This window comes from Pedobacter sp. AK013 (assembly GCF_014205835.1).
Taxonomy (GTDB): Bacteria; Bacteroidota; Bacteroidia; order Sphingobacteriales; family Sphingobacteriaceae; genus Pedobacter.
Map to the genome: position 1 here is coordinate 15,529 of NZ_JACHCQ010000042.1, position 13,323 is coordinate 28,851.

General features: G+C 38.1%; 11 protein-coding genes. 3 read left to right on the plus strand and 8 right to left on the minus strand.

What is annotated here, in order from left to right; genetic code table 11:
- Positions 1-59: 59 nt before the first annotated feature.
- From trxB to HDC90_RS21970, 3 genes are all read right to left on the minus strand, one after another.
- Positions 60-1,016 carry a thioredoxin-disulfide reductase gene (gene trxB / locus HDC90_RS21960; protein WP_184470252.1) on the minus strand — a complete coding sequence of 319 codons (957 nt, stop codon included), beginning with the start codon at positions 1,014-1,016 and terminating at the stop codon, positions 60-62.
- 173 nt (positions 1,017-1,189) lie between these two features.
- Positions 1,190-2,350, minus strand: coding sequence for a dipeptidase (locus HDC90_RS21965; protein WP_184470255.1), 1,161 nt, complete (start codon positions 2,348-2,350; stop codon positions 1,190-1,192).
- Between the two features lie 268 nt (positions 2,351-2,618).
- A complete protein-coding gene (locus HDC90_RS21970; RefSeq protein ID WP_184470257.1) occupies positions 2,619-4,247 on the minus strand; it encodes an acyl-CoA carboxylase subunit beta in 1,629 nt (542 codons plus the stop codon).
- A gap of 238 nt (positions 4,248-4,485) precedes the next feature.
- On the opposite strand from HDC90_RS21970, the gene HDC90_RS21975 reads away from it, so the two are divergent.
- Together HDC90_RS21975 and HDC90_RS21980 are read left to right on the plus strand one after the other, a co-directional pair.
- A complete protein-coding gene (locus HDC90_RS21975; RefSeq protein WP_184470259.1) occupies positions 4,486-4,917 on the plus strand; it encodes a DUF2721 domain-containing protein in 432 nt (143 codons plus the stop codon).
- Positions 4,904-5,380: a DUF1801 domain-containing protein gene (locus tag HDC90_RS21980; RefSeq protein WP_255497809.1), complete on the plus strand. Its 477-nt coding sequence runs from the start codon at positions 4,904-4,906 to the stop codon at positions 5,378-5,380. The genes HDC90_RS21975 and HDC90_RS21980 overlap by 14 nt, the downstream gene beginning before the upstream one ends.
- On the opposite strand, the gene HDC90_RS21985 is transcribed toward HDC90_RS21980, so the two are convergent.
- The 5 genes from HDC90_RS21985 to guaB all read right to left on the minus strand — a co-directional run bounded on the left by HDC90_RS21985 (position 5,377) and on the right by guaB (position 11,951).
- Positions 5,377-5,916, minus strand: coding sequence for a hypothetical protein (locus tag HDC90_RS21985; protein ID WP_184470261.1), 540 nt, complete (start codon positions 5,914-5,916; stop codon positions 5,377-5,379). The genes HDC90_RS21980 and HDC90_RS21985 overlap by 4 nt on opposite strands.
- A gap of 61 nt (positions 5,917-5,977) precedes the next feature.
- Positions 5,978-6,439 (minus strand): MaoC family dehydratase, encoded by a 462-nt coding sequence (locus HDC90_RS21990; protein ID WP_167294853.1) that lies wholly within the window; start codon positions 6,437-6,439, stop codon positions 5,978-5,980.
- Between the two features lie 119 nt (positions 6,440-6,558).
- Positions 6,559-7,152: a TIGR00730 family Rossman fold protein gene (locus tag HDC90_RS21995; RefSeq protein ID WP_184470263.1), complete on the minus strand. Its 594-nt coding sequence runs from the start codon at positions 7,150-7,152 to the stop codon at positions 6,559-6,561.
- Between the two features lie 383 nt (positions 7,153-7,535).
- A complete protein-coding gene (locus HDC90_RS22000; RefSeq protein WP_184470265.1) occupies positions 7,536-10,115 on the minus strand; it encodes a TonB-dependent receptor in 2,580 nt (859 codons plus the stop codon).
- Positions 10,116-10,481: 366 nt separating this feature from the next.
- Positions 10,482-11,951, minus strand: coding sequence for an IMP dehydrogenase (gene guaB, locus HDC90_RS22005; RefSeq protein ID WP_184470267.1), 1,470 nt, complete (start codon positions 11,949-11,951; stop codon positions 10,482-10,484).
- 227 nt (positions 11,952-12,178) lie between these two features.
- Here guaB and HDC90_RS22010 point away from each other — a divergent pair, with 227 nt between their 5' ends.
- On the plus strand, positions 12,179-13,186 hold the full coding sequence (locus HDC90_RS22010; protein ID WP_184470269.1) for a sterol desaturase family protein: 1,008 nt from the start codon (positions 12,179-12,181) through the stop codon (positions 13,184-13,186).
- Positions 13,187-13,323 lie beyond the last annotated feature (137 nt).

The window sequence follows — 13,323 nt, forward strand, 5'->3', positions numbered from 1 at the left end:
AGCACAAAAAAAGAGAAACCGTTGCTAGTTTCTCTTTTTAAAATTACATTAAAATATTTTTATACTTCTACAGCATGTTCTTTAGCGGCCAAATACCTTTCAGCATCGAGCGCGGCCATACATCCAGAACCTGCAGCAGTAACCGCTTGCCTGTAATACATATCCTGCACATCGCCACAGGCAAAAACACCTTCGATATTGGTTAAAGTAGAACCAGGTTTAGTAGCTAAATAACCTGTTTCATCCATATCTAACTGGCCTTTAAAGATATCAGTATTCGGCTTATGACCGATAGCTACAAAGAAACCTTCTACAGCGATATCAGACTCAACACCTGTTTTGTTATTCAAAACTTTAACTGCGGTTACATTTTTACCATTACCTAAAATTTCCTGCGTTTCGGTATTGTAATGAACCACAATATTTGGTGTAGCCAATACACGGCTAACCATAGCTTTAGAAGCTCTAAACTCGTCTCTGCGCACCAATAAGTGCACCGTTTTACAAAGTTTTGCTAAATAAGTTGCTTCTTCAGCTGCAGTATCTCCAGCACCTACAATGGCTACATCCTGACCTTTAAAAAAGAAACCATCACACACTGCACAGGCCGAAACCCCAAAACCGTTATATTGTTGCTCACTTGGCAATCCGAGCCACTTGGCAGTAGCCCCAGTTGCAATAATTACCGTATCAGCTGTAATGGTTTTAATTTCGTCAACCACTACTTTATGTGGTGTTGAAGAGAAATCTACCGAACTTACATAACCGAAACGGATATCGGTACCAAAACGCTCTGCTTGCTTACGGAAATCTTCCATCATTTCTGGCCCCATAATTCCCTGTGGGTAGCCTGGAAAATTTTCCACATCTGTAGTTTGCGTAAGCTGCCCACCGGCTTGCATACCGGTATACATAATTGGTTTTAAATCAGCTCTGGCTGCGTAAATTGCAGCAGTATAACCGGCCGGACCTGAACCTATAATTAAACACTGAACGTGTTCGTTTTCTTGTGACATTATATTGTGTGTTTGAAATTCATTAATCGTAGCGCAAATTTAATGCTTTAAATATTTGCTGGCAAGTGCACATTGTCAACATAGTTTACTTATTAACATCATAAGCCAAGCGAAAAGCGCTGTTTTAGGTATCAGATGTTTCCATCTGATACTGATTGCACATACACAAAAAATTACTCCCCTTTATTTCCTCTAATCAAGCGAATAACATTACCTCCCAGAATTTTCTTGATATCCCGTTCAGAGTACCCATTTTTAATGAGTTCTTCTGTAATTTTAGGGTAATCTGCTACACTATTTATTCCCAGAGGGAAGGATTCGGCGCCATCAAAATCGGCACCCAAGCCTACATGGTCAATGCCAATTAATTTCACTACATGATTGATATGTTTAACCAGCAACGATATTGGCGGACGTGCAGCATCAGCATCAACCTGATGGTTATAAATTAATGTATCTATTGCATTGCTTCTACCATATGTAGCACTCAATGTTTTAAGCTCGCTATCATATTTAGCAAAGAAAGCTTTCTGTTTAGTATTAAATGTAGAATCTAAGAAACCACTGTAGAAATTAATACAGACTACCCCACCGTTTTTGCCCACAGCTTTAATCTGATCGTCTTTTAAATTCCGCGGAACGGGATTTATTGCATAAGCACAGCTATGAGAAACAATTACAGGCTTAGTTGAAACTTTGATGGCATCATAAAATGTTCTTTCACCTACGTGTGATAAATCGACCATTACCCCTAGTTTATTCAACCGTTTTACAACCTGTTTTCCAAAATTATTTAAGCCTGCATTTTCAGGTTTTACTTTACCCGAAGTTTCTTCGGCTGCCGAACTCGACCATGATGTACTATTGTTCCAGGTTAAAGTAAGATAGGCCATTCCCCGCTTTGCTAAGCTATCGATATAATCTAGCCGGTTTTCGATCATATGTCCACCCTCTACGCCAATCATTGCAGCCAGTTTTTGTTGCTTAACCACTTGTTCTAATTCTTTAGCGCTTGTTACCAATTTAATTTTATCGGGATAGCGTTTAGTTAAACTATAAAGCGAATCTATTTCACGGTTAGCCACAGCATATCCACCAGTTTCATCGCACCAAATAGAGAAAAACTGAACATCCAAACCGCCCTGTCTGGCCCTCACTAAATCGAAATTTCCTTTTGGCTGAAGTTTACCAATATCAATACCCGATTTGATCTGATTGAAGAGTATATCTCCGTGGGTATCCACTACAATTGCATCTTGATGAATTTTAGAAATTTGAGCAAAAAGATTGATTTGTAAAACAACTAGGCCAAGAAAAAGGTAAATATTCTTCATGTTTAAAGATAGTATTAATTGTTTCGGCACTTAAGTTTATTTGATAGTTCTTTTACCACTAAGAATCAAGTAACAGTCACTATAGTTCATTCAGGAGTGGACATAAGAATTTCGTTAAGTGCTCAAAACTCAGGTGTACTAAGATGGCTCAGGTGGTAAAAAATATAACCGCCGACTGTCAGATGGCAACATCTGACAGCACCTAAAAGGTGTAAAAATGCAGGTAGTAATTAACTGTCAGATGGTAACATCTGACAACACATCATAACTAAGTCTGTATCACTCCAACATTAAACTTCTTCGTAATTGGTGATTGATTGGCCGCCTCAATCCCCATCGAAATAACCTTCCTGGTTTCCAATGGATCTATAATGCCATCTACCCAAAGGCGCGACGCAGCATAATAAGGTGTAGTTTGGCTGTCATATCTGTCAGTAATTTCTTTTAACAACTCCATCTCTTTTTCTGGTGTAATTACCTCGCCTTTGGCTTTTAAAGATGCCTCCTGAATCTGAAGCAAGGTTTTTGCAGCCTGCGAACCACCCATTACTGCAATTTTTGCTGTGGGCCAGGCATAAATCAACCTCGGATCGTAAGCCTTGCCACACATTGCATAATTGCCGGCACCATAAGAATTCCCCAATACTATTGTAAACTTTGGCACAACAGAATTAGCAACAGCATTAACCATTTTAGCACCATCTTTAATAATACCACCATGTTCTGATCGGCTACCTACCATAAAACCAGTAACATCCTGTAAAAAAACCAATGGAATTTTCTTCTGGTTACAATTCATAATAAAACGGGCAGCTTTATCGGCACTATCAGAATAAATTACACCGCCAAACTGCATCTCCCCTTTTTTCGATTTCACCACTTTGCGCTGGTTAGCCACAATACCAACAGCCCAACCATCAATACGTGCTAAACCACAAACAATACTTTGTCCGTAACCTTTTTTGTATTCTTCAAATTCAGATTGATCTACCAAACGGTTAATGATATCCAATATCTCATAAGGTTTATCGCGGTTATCAGGAAGAATACCATATAATTCTTCTTCTTTTTCTTTAGGTTTAGCAGGTTTTACCCTATCAAAACCAGCATTTTGAGGAGCGCCCAGCATACTCATGATATTCCTGATACTATCTAAACAAGCCTGATCATTGGGATGCTTATAATCGGTAACACCAGAAATTTCGCAGTGTGTAGTGGCACCACCTAAAGTTTCATTATCAACTTCTTCCCCTATGGCCGATTTTACCAGATAAGAGCCTGCTAAAAATACAGACCCGGTTTTATCCACAATCATCGCTTCATCGCTCATAATCGGCAAATAGGCACCTCCTGCAACACAAGCACCCATTATGGCCGAAATCTGCACAATCCCTTCTGCCGACATGATGGCATTATTACGGAACATTCTTCCAAAGTGTTCTTTATCTGGAAATATCTCATCCTGCATAGGCAAATATACGCCGGCACTATCAACCAGATAAATTACAGGCAGGCGGTTCTCCATGGCAATTTCTTGCGCACGAAGGTTCTTTTTTGCGGTCATGGGGAACCAGGCTCCGGCTTTTACAGTGGCATCATTGGCTACAATCATACATTGCCTCCCGCTTACATAACCTATACCACACACCACTCCTGCCGAAGGGCATCCACCCTGCTCGGCGTACATACCATCAGCGGTAAAGGCTCCAACTTCTAAAAAATTAGAATCCTTATCAATTAAATAAGCAATCCGCTCGCGGGCCAGCAGCTTGCCTTTTTCCTTTTGTTTTGCAGCGTTCTTTTCGCCACCGCCCAAGTATATTTTTTTGAGTCTGGTTTTAAGCTCGTAAACCAGCTGTTTATTTACATCCTCGTTTTTGTTGAATTCGATATTCATAACGGCAATTTAAATTTAATTTTAGAAAAACAGTATTAACCAAAACGGTTTCTGGTCTAGCGGTAGCTTAACCGCAAAGTGCGCTAAGTTTTTTAACTACAAAGTATACAAAGAAAAAGTAATGAAAAATACAGATTTCTCCTTCAGCTATAATAAATCTCTTTGCTAAACTTTACGTCCTTCGCGGTTAATGTGAGAGATATCCTTTTAAAATGATATTTTTGGGTAAATCCTAAGAATGGAACTAACCATAAATATACCGGCATTATTGTTTCCTGCCATTAGCTTGATTATGCTGGCTTATACCAACCGGTTTCTGGCACTGGCGAGTTTGGTAAGAAGTTTAAAATCGAAATATGAAGATGGCGATAAAAATGTGGCGCTTCATCAACAGATTGAAAATTTGCGTTACCGATTAAGGTTAATCAAAAACATGCAGGCTTTTGGCGTACTTAGCTTTGCCAGCTGTCTTTTTTGTATGTTTTTTATTTACCTGGAATGGAATACGGTTGCCGAAATTCTTTTTGCATTGAGTTTGATATTTTTTATGATATCATTAATTGAAATCCAGATCAGTACAAAGGCACTGGAATTGGAGCTGAGCAGTTTAGAAGAATTGGATAATCCCTCGATAGTAAGCAGGTTAAAAAAGAAATTTGATAAAAATTAGTACGCAGATGGCCATTAATACACCAGAAGAATATTTAAACAGTATTGCTGAAGAAAGAAAAACACCTGTTTCAAAACTGAGGGATACCATTTTAGAAAACCTGCCAAAAGGTTTTGAAGAAAAAATTACTTATGGTATGCTGGGCTATATTATTCCATTATCTCTCTACCCTCCCGGCTACCACTGTACACCAGAACAGGCTTTACCTTTTATCAACATTGGTTCGCAAAAGAATTTTATTGTAATGCATCACTTAGGATTATATGCCTTTACTGATTTACTGGAATGGTTTAAGGCACAATATCCGAAACACAGCAAATACAAATTAGATATGGGAAAAGGCTGTGTCCGTTTTAAAAAAACTGACGATATTCCATATGTACTCATTGCCGAGCTCATCAGAAAGGTTACGCCCGAGCAATGGATTGAGCAATATGAAAAAGTATATAAACGTAAAAGCTAGTTTTGATAAACTATTCCATTAATTTTTAACTTTTTAAAGTTTTCTGCCCAGCCTTTACCTTTTATATATTTTACCAGCGATGGGTGGCCTTTTAAATTTGGATGATAAATAGGATCAAACGAAAAAGTCATTTCGGTATCCGATTTTTGAACCACGGTTACTTCGTTATCATTTTCATCCTTTTTTCCGGTAGTAAAAAACTTATCGCCTATTTTTGCATTAAAATCAGCCCTGATATAAGTTTTCAAAGGACTATCAGGATAACCTTCAATCAATTTATTCTGCTCGTCGATCCTTAAATAAATTATATTCACTGCATCGCCTCCTACCAACGAATAAAACTTGTAAAAAAGCTTTTTGTTGATGCGAACAGTATCCTGAATTTCGGTATAGGATTGAGCATTCATATACCATAAATTGCCAATCTGCATCGGCAAGAATGAATCAGCTGCTACATGTTGTTCCTTATTGCTCTGGCAGCATAGGATAAACAGGCTCATTAAAACGATACTTAAGAATTTAAAGATTTTTATCATGAGTGCATTGCTTTTTCTAATTTAAACGTTAAAAATAAACAATCCGCTACATGGCAATAAGCTAGTTGATAAAATGATATAAGAAAACAACCTCTCCACTAAATGCAGGCTTTTTCTGGTCTTCAATTTCCATTTCGATACCCATATTTACCTTAGTTACACCGCGAAGATTAATGATAGAAGCCAATTTTGCTTTAAGCCTTACTTTGCTGTTTACGGTAACAGCTTGTGCAAACCTTAAACTTTCAATCCCATAATTGATCTCCATTTTTAAATTCTGGATATCAACTATTTCTTTCCATAAATAAGGGATTAACGATAAAGTTAAATAACCATGTGCTATTGTTGCTTTAAAAGGACCTTCATTTTGGGCTCTTTCTTCATCAACATGAATCCATTGATGATCTAATGTAGCATCGGCGAATTTATTAATTTGTTCTTGTGTAATGGTGTGCCATGAAGAAACGCCTAATTCCTTGCCAAGGTATTGTTCAAACTCTGCGTGGGAGGTGATGATTTGCATTTGGTATATATTTTTTTTGCGCCAAGCGTTTTGCGTGTGGCGGATTGATAATTTCTTAGTATTACTTGATGCTCGCTACTTGATACTTATTATTTGATACTTTCTACTTGATACTTCTTCTAACTCAAATTTCTTTCTCTAAACCAAACCTCATCTGGAATGGCAGAAAAGTCATCCATTTTATCGATTAAAATGTCAGCATTTGCTTCATTAAAAACTAAATCGCGATTGGCCGGTTTCAAAAATTTACTTTGTACCATCATATCCATTTGGGCAAACAAGGGATCGTAAAAACCATTTACATTTAATACACCGATTGGCTTGTTATGTAAACCGAGCTGCAACCAGGTTAACACTTCAAAAAATTCTTCAAGCGTACCAAAACCACCAGGCAAAATCACAAAACCATCACTTAAATCGGCCATTTTCTGTTTTCTCTGATGCATATTTTCGGTAACAAGCATTTCTGTTAAACCCTGATGACCTACTTCCTTATCCATTAAAAACTGAGGAATTACCCCCGTTACCAAACCACCCAACTCCAATACGTCGTTAGCTAAAACGCCCATTACACCAACGCTTCCTCCTCCATAAACCAATCTGATCTGCTGTTTAACAAGCGTTTCTGCCAATTGCTTTATTGCATTACGTAGCGCTATATCGCCATTAAAGTTTGAGCCGCAATACACACAAACCGAATTAAGCTTATTCATTTAGTTAAAAATTTACCGAAGTTAAGACTTTATCGGCTTTCTGTAAATTTTAATTCTGCACAAAGCTGTTACAGGTATATTTTTTGAAGCTTAAACCACCAAAAGCAATAGCTTATTTTAATTTTTCATTCCAACCTCCAGTTCTCCTAGTCACAGAGAAAATTAATTTCTAGTGCTTTTGATCCGCACAAGAACCACTGGCAAATGTAAAATAGACCTGATGGAAGTGAACACGCAGCCAATTCTTCATTGGCAAAGTAAAACGCACAGCAGGACTACCATAAGCGAAAGACAAAGAAACCTGCTCTCCCTAAAACAAAAAAGGAGCGGCATTACGCCACTCCTTCTAACCAAATATAAGAGAGAAAAGATTGATTTAGATATTAGAATGTATAACGGATGGTTGCTCCGTAAGTTCTCGGATCGCCCAATACACCTGCATATAAACCAGAGTTGCCTGCTGCAGCCTGTAATTGCTCATAGTAATTTTTGTTTGCGATATTTCTGCTCCAAACAAATAAAGAGAACTTATCTGATTTGAAACCTAACCTTGCATTAAATAAAGCATAACCTTTAACATTCAGTACGCTTGACGGTGTAGGATTTGAAGAATATTCTGAACGATAACTGGCATCACCAGCGATGAAATACCTACCCGCTCTAGTTGCTAAATTACCTGCTGTACTAAGTTCCGAACCGCCAGAAATATTCCATTTCGAAATACCTGGTAATCTACCTCCCGATGCATCTTTAAATGCCACTTGGGTAGCAACACCATTTACCAATTCGGTATGCCCGGTTTCTTCTAAGGGAAGAGGAGCATTTGTAAACTTCACATATTTGCCATCTAGATAAGCCAAAGCAGCATTTAAAGTTAAAAATCTCTCCAGCTGGTAAGTACCGTCTATTTCCAATCCTTTTACCCTTACTTTTTCAGCATTTGCCAGGTAGCCTCTATTTACGCCCAGTTGTGGCGATTGAACGTTGGTCTGGTAATCTTTAATATCGGTATTAAATGCACTAATATTTATAATAGCACCTTTAAACGGCTTTGTTTTAGCACCTAATTCATAGTGCTGCACATATTCAGGCTTAACAACAGCTACTGATAAATCGGCTGCTCCGGTTGAGGTAGTTGGCAAACCACCTACGTTAACACCCACCGGTTTGTAAGCGGTAGAAAAAGTTCCATAAACGTTTAATTCATGAGTTGGGCGGTACGATACGGTAAAGTTACCCGATAAATTGTTATTATCTACCTTTGTTGTAAACTGCTGGTTTGCATATACAGCTGCTTTAAGCGCCAATAATGCTGCATCATTAGTTTGTAAACCACCATAGGTAACCCTATCATAATCAACATCCTTTTTATCATATGTATACCTTAAACCTGGCAACACGTGCAGGTTTTTTAAAACTTCCCAATCAACCTGCGCAAAAATAGCCGCACTTAACGATTTGATGGTAGAGTTGGTTTTAATGCCAAAACCATCCAATAAACCCGGTGTTGAGTATAAAGCCTGACTTCCGGTATTGCTGGTCTGTACAAATCTCCATTGATCTTTACCTACCTCTTCTGTTTGCGACAAACCTTTTAAATTCTGACCCAAGAAATAAACACCGATTACTCCGCTTAATTTGTCGGTAATATTACCCGCATATCTTACTTCCTGCGAGTATTGATCGTGACGTGAAGTACCCTGCGATTTGGTTAACGCTGCCAATTCTGAGAAATCCCGGTCATTTGTAGGATCCCAGTTCCAGAATCTCCAGGCGGTGGTTGAAGTAAGTGTTCCATTGCCGATTTTGTAATCTACATTTAAGGATATACCACCGATTGATTGGTTGTGTCTCCAAGGGGTATTGGTATTGATTTCTCTTGAAAAAGGATCGATTTTAGGTTGTTGATAGCCTAAATCAGAAACAATTTTAGCATACTGGCGGTATGCACTTCTTTCGGTTGGGGTAACACCAGCAATTACCAACGGATAGCCTGCCGGATGCTGAATGCTTACATCACCACTTAACAATATCTGTAATTTCTCTGAAGGGGTATAATATAGCTGACCTTTAAAGCCCAGGTTGTTTTGTCCGCTGTATCTTCGTTCTTCTCTCGTATTCCAGATGGTACCATCGCGCTGTGTACCAGAAATTGAAATTTTTGCAGCAAGATCTTTAGCAATTGCACCAGAAACGGATGTTTTGGCCTGAATAAAATTATAGTTCCCAGCGCTCAATTCTACTTTTGCACTAGGTGTTAAAGTTGGTTTACTTGTAGTGATGTTAAATGCACCTGCTGTTGTATTTTTACCAAATAAGGTACCTTGCGGGCCGCGCAAAATTTCGATCTGCTCAATATCAAGAAAATCGGTAGAGGTAGCAGCCGGACGTGCATGATAAACACCATCTACATAAAAACCCACCCCAGGATCGATACCATCATTGGTTAAACCAAAAGTAGAACCCAACCCCCTGATATTTAAGGTGGTATTTCTGGCATTCGATGCATATAACTGTACCGAAGGTACCAATTCTTTCAAACGGTTAACGTTAAAAGCACCTGCATTTTCTGCTGCACGGCCGCCAATAACCGTAATTGGAATCGGCACATCCTGTAAAACCTCCGAGCGCCTTCTAGACGTTACCACGATCTCATCTAGTAGCGCATTGTCTACCAAAACCAATTCTATTGGAGTATCCTGGAGTTTTAGTATCTGAAAATCCTGTGGTTTATAGCCTACCGAACTTACCTGAAGGTAAAACGGTGTTTCTTGTTTTACATTAATGCTGAAGGCACCTTTTTCATCGGCCACTACGGCCTGGTTTGTTCCCCTTACCTTTACGGTTGCATTAGGAATTACAGCACCATTGGTTGTTTTAATTACTCCAGTTACAGGACTTTGCGCAAAAGCGAAACCTGCCGCAAGTAAAAATGAAAAGAGAAAAAGTAAACTTTTGTTCATGATTAGTTATATAGTTTGTTTAAATGTTGTTGATTAATGACTCGTTCGAAAGTATTCGATTACTGTTTTAGAGTGGCTACAACAACAATACGAGCGTGTTTTTTGATTTGTCTTCATAATTATTATATAAATCCTATAGATTTAGTCGACAAATATATTAATTTTTTTTATCTACCAAATTTTATTTTGTGTTTTTTGTATTAATTAAAGACTATGCGGATTTTAGAAAACTGCGGGGTTTAGCATAAAAGATCTTAAAATAAGTTCAGGACGGGCGATTAAAACAAAAAACGGGGCTATCGTAAACCGATGCCCCGTTTTTTTGTTTTAAATATCTCGATATTATATTTAACTTATGCCGTAACCTTATCTGGTGTAATTAGGTGCTTCTTTAGTAATGGTAATATCGTGCGGGTGGCTTTCGCGCATACCAGCAGCGGTAATCTGTACAAACTGCGCTTCTTGTAAAGCTTCTATAGTTGCCGCTCCACAATAACCCATACTTGCACGTAAGCCACCAATATACTGGTACATTACTTCAGCTAAAGTACCTTTAAATGGCACACGCCCAACAATACCTTCTGGAACTAGTTTTTTAATATCATCTTCCACGTCCTGGAAGTAACGGTCTTTAGAGCCTTGCTCCATTGCTTCGATTGACCCCATTCCACGGTAAGACTTAAATTTACGTCCTTCGTAAATAATGGTTTCACCTGGCGATTCTTCTACTCCTGCAAATAGCGAACCTGCCATCACTGTGCTTGCACCCGACGCAATCGCTTTGGCTATGTCGCCGGTGTGTTTAATACCGCCATCAGCAATAACAGGTACACCTGTACCTTTTAAAGCTTTGGCACATTCGTAAACAGCATATAACTGAGGAACGCCAACACCTGCAATAATTCTGGTGGTACAGATAGAACCCGGACCAATACCTACCTTAACGGCATCAGCACCAGCATCTGCTAAAAATTTCGCAGCAGCACCGGTAGCAATATTACCAACAATCACCTGTAAATCAGGATATTTTGATTTAACTTCCTTTAATTTATCAACTACACCTTTGGTATGGCCATGAGCTGTATCGATGGTAATTACATCAACACCAGCGTGAACCAAAGCATCAACACGCTGTAAAGTATCGGCTGTAACCCCAACCGCAGCACCTACCCTTAAACGGCCACGCTCATCTTTACAGGCAACAGGATAATTTTTAACTTTAGAAATATCTTTAAAAGTAATTAAACCACTTAAGTAACCATCTTTGCTCACTACCGGAAGTTTCTCGATTTTATGGTTCTGAAGAATCTCTTCTGCCTGAACCAAAGTAGTTCCTTCTGGCGCAATGATTAAATTTTCTTTAGTCATTACCTCAGAAATCGGTCTCTTCATATCCTTTTGGAAACGTAAATCTCTGTTTGTAATAATCCCCACTAGTTTATTATCGCTACTTACAACCGGAATACCACCAATTTTATGCTCTTTCATGATCTTGAAAGCATCGGCTACTACAGCTGTTTCCAATAAGGTAACAGGATCCTGGATCATACCGCTTTCCGAACGCTTAACTTTACGTACTTCCGCAGCTTGTCTGTCTATAGTCATGTTTTTATGTAGCATACCAATACCGCCGTTTTGCGCAATGGCAATGGCTAGTTCGGCTTCAGTTACAGTATCCATTGCTGCAGAAATCAATGGAACGTTAAGTTTAATTTTTTTTGTTAAAAAAGTGGCTGTATTTACTTCACGGGGCAGAATTTCCGAATATGCGGGTACTAAAAGTACATCGTCATACGTTAAACCTGTGGCAATAAATTTTGTGGAATCGAGTTGCATAGCAAATAAATTAGGATTATTATTTGCCAGGCAAAGATACAAAAATTAAGGGAAAATAAAAGCATAAAGATAAAAATGCTTAAATATTGAGCTTGCCTGACAATTGCAGCATCGCTAAATTGACAAGGTTTTCAGGAACTGCTAAGGGCTAATCGCGCTAATTATTTATCGATTTAGTTTGATTAAATTCGAGATTTGTATAAATTCATCGAACCAAATATATAAACATGATCGATTTTCTTGAAGGAACAAAGGAATGGCTGATTGGCTTTTTCGGCCTATCGGCACTTTTACAGTTGTTGCAAACTAATGATTATAGCCAGTTTATGAGCTGGAATGGAATTAGTGCACTTATTGGTCCCTTAATTCCTTTTCTATTGGTTTTTGAAATCATTAGAATGGCATTTTACCGCCGTTTTAAGGTGGTAGATTACCGTATCTCTTTCTTTTCGCTGGTTTTCAACTCCTTTATTGGTCGTATTATTTCAATCGGAATGGTTTCCATCTGCATTGGTTTATTCGGAAAATATGCCATTTTTAAAACCGAAATTACCTGGTATTGGCTTATTTATGGTTATGTAATATGGGAATTTGGTCATTTCATTTACCATTTTTTAGCACATAAAGTTAGGCTGTTTTGGTGTTTGCACTCTACTCATCATGCACCAGAAACCATGAATCTATCGGTAAATTTTGCTCACTTTTTTCTTGAAGCACCATATGCAGACCTGATTAGAACAACAACTTGTATTCTTTTAGGTGTAAGTCCTTCACTCCTCTTTTTAATTATGTTTATTGATGCGGTTTGGGGCTCTTTTATCCATATTGGAGAAAATATTTCTAAGGATGGCCGTTTCGGTTTTTTAAATAAAATAATCCTTACTCCTTCACATCATCGTGTACACCATGCCAAAAATGCATTGTATATGGATACCAACTTCTGCAACCTGTTGCCCATCTGGGACCATATTTTTAAAACCTATCAGGAAGAGGATAAAACGATAAAAATTGAATATGGCATTACCAGGGAGATGAAAAAACACAGTTTTTTAGATGCTTATTTCGGCGAAATTATTCTTTTGGCCAAAGATGTTTGGCATGCACCGGGTATTAAAAACAAGTTTCTATACATTTTTATGCCTCCGGGATGGAGTCACACCAAAGACCATAAAACAGCAAAAATAGTAAGAACAGAATATCTGAAAACCTACAAAACTGAAATGGCCACGCCATAAATAAGAAAACAGCAGCAATTTATAAAATTTTGCATGGCCATATAGACTAATTTTAAAGTATATAAAATATGTTGTCAATTAATTGATCATATTTCGATGAATCTTTTTAATATTGCACAACCAAAAAACTAATTTTA

Excerpts from the sequence above, each read along its gene's own strand:
- trxB (WP_184470252.1), bottom strand. The coding sequence starts at position 1,016 with ATGTCACAAGAAAACGAACACGTTCAGTGTTTAATTATAGGTTCAGGT.
- HDC90_RS21965 (WP_184470255.1), bottom strand. The coding sequence starts at position 2,350 with ATGAAGAATATTTACCTTTTTCTTGGCCTAGTTGTTTTACAAATCAAT.
- HDC90_RS21970 (WP_184470257.1), bottom strand. The coding sequence starts at position 4,247 with ATGAATATCGAATTCAACAAAAACGAGGATGTAAATAAACAGCTGGTT.
- HDC90_RS21975 (WP_184470259.1), top strand. The coding sequence starts at position 4,486 with ATGGAACTAACCATAAATATACCGGCATTATTGTTTCCTGCCATTAGC.
- HDC90_RS21985 (WP_184470261.1), bottom strand. The coding sequence starts at position 5,916 with ATGATAAAAATCTTTAAATTCTTAAGTATCGTTTTAATGAGCCTGTTT.
- HDC90_RS21990 (WP_167294853.1), bottom strand. The coding sequence starts at position 6,439 with ATGCAAATCATCACCTCCCACGCAGAGTTTGAACAATACCTTGGCAAG.
- HDC90_RS21995 (WP_184470263.1), bottom strand. The coding sequence starts at position 7,152 with ATGAATAAGCTTAATTCGGTTTGTGTGTATTGCGGCTCAAACTTTAAT.
- HDC90_RS22000 (WP_184470265.1), bottom strand. The coding sequence starts at position 10,115 with ATGAACAAAAGTTTACTTTTTCTCTTTTCATTTTTACTTGCGGCAGGT.
- guaB (WP_184470267.1), bottom strand. The coding sequence starts at position 11,951 with ATGCAACTCGATTCCACAAAATTTATTGCCACAGGTTTAACGTATGAC.
- HDC90_RS22010 (WP_184470269.1), top strand. The coding sequence starts at position 12,179 with ATGATCGATTTTCTTGAAGGAACAAAGGAATGGCTGATTGGCTTTTTC.